The sequence below is a fragment of the Vibrio amylolyticus genome (assembly GCF_023145695.1).
Lineage (GTDB): Bacteria > Pseudomonadota > Gammaproteobacteria > Enterobacterales > Vibrionaceae > Vibrio > Vibrio amylolyticus.
Map to the genome: position 1 here is coordinate 1 of NZ_JAJHVV010000034.1, position 1,261 is coordinate 1,261.

3 protein-coding genes are annotated in these 1,261 nt (G+C 39.3%); all 3 read left to right on the forward strand.

Features of this window, described 5'->3' with window-relative positions; all coding sequences use genetic code 11:
* Positions 1 to 380: 380 nt before the first annotated feature.
* Genes KP803_RS21745 through KP803_RS21755 form a run of 3 tightly spaced genes read left to right on the forward strand, consistent with a single transcriptional unit; the run spans position 381 to position 1,006 of the window.
* Positions 381 to 599, forward strand: coding sequence for a hypothetical protein (locus tag KP803_RS21745; protein WP_248010945.1), 219 nt, complete (start codon positions 381 to 383; stop codon positions 597 to 599).
* 10 nt (positions 600 to 609) lie between these two features.
* Positions 610 to 771, forward strand: coding sequence for a hypothetical protein (locus tag KP803_RS21750; RefSeq protein ID WP_248010946.1), 162 nt, complete (start codon positions 610 to 612; stop codon positions 769 to 771).
* Positions 772 to 781: 10 nt separating this feature from the next.
* A complete protein-coding gene (locus tag KP803_RS21755) occupies positions 782 to 1,006 on the forward strand; it encodes a hypothetical protein (protein ID WP_248010947.1) in 225 nt (74 codons plus the stop codon).
* The last annotated feature ends 255 nt before the right edge of the window (positions 1,007 to 1,261 follow it).

Genomic DNA, 1,261 nt, shown 5'->3' on the forward strand with positions numbered 1-1,261 from the left:
TTTTGGACAGAAATCATTTAGACTTTTTACTTTAGATTCATTTATCCCTCCCTAATAATTGCCGCATGTATTAACAGGAGTGGTGCATAATTACCTCACAAGTGAGCATTGTTATGCTCAATGCAATTTTGTGATATTTTTGTTTTACTGCTCTTTTCCAATAAAAGAGAATATTTTTTGTATAAAAAGTACGCTCTATATTTCGCGAATTTCCTGTTCTTATATCAGTTATTTACTGCTCACTCTCCTCAATGATCCCCATTGAATTCCTTAGACGACCATAACGTCGTCATGCAGAGAGAGTAAAAACCGTCTAGGTTTTAATCATAAGCGCAATGAAATAAGTTGCGTAACATTATAAAAATAGAACGGTTGGCGATATGAACATACGACAAATATTCAAAGCGTGTGCCTTATTGGTATTGGCGCTCAGTTGGGCTGCACCTATACAGGCAGCAATGCCCGATATTGCCCCCTTTTGGCATGAAGAAGGCCCCGGTGGTAATCCTGGGTTGGGCGATGATTCTAATGATGACGATTCCAGTGGGGAAGACTCGGATGGCCACCCAAACAGCAAACGGCCCTTTGAAAATGGTTGATGAAAATGGAGTGGCTAGGGTAACAATTAAAGGCGGAAGTCAACGCACACCAGGTAGTGATGGTCCTCACGTTGAGCTTAAAACTTCTAGTGGTCAAAGGGTAAGTCCTGCTGGTGAACCAGTAACACGTATGAGCCCTGAAAATCACACGCCAATTGATTTTGATTTATAGGAGAGAGTGTGTGATGAGTTGTTATTATGACTGGGAAGACTTTGCTGATATTTATTTGGAAGATAGTTTTGTATTGAGCATTTGTGAATCTTCCAATGAAATTTCTTTTATTGTTGAAGCAGTCTTAACGGAAAATCATCCTTTGTATACGTCTCCTAAAAATGATGAGCAATATTGCTATCAGAAAGGAAAGATTGTTTTTCAAGGCTTGAAGTATGTTAAATGGATAAATTGAAACGAGACTCCATTTAAAGATGCTTCTGGTGAAGAAGATTATGGCAATATTGATATTTTTCAATTGTTAAATGACCAGTATCGTCTGTCGGGTGATTGGGGTGAGTTAGAAATTACGTCATCACCTGTAAAATGGATTTGGATTTAAAGTAACAGAGCCATGTTGGTCAAATGGACTGGAGTTGATGATAGCCCTCCACGGTAGGGATCATATATGGTCTGCATTGCCATTGATGCAGAGCCACAAACCAGCACC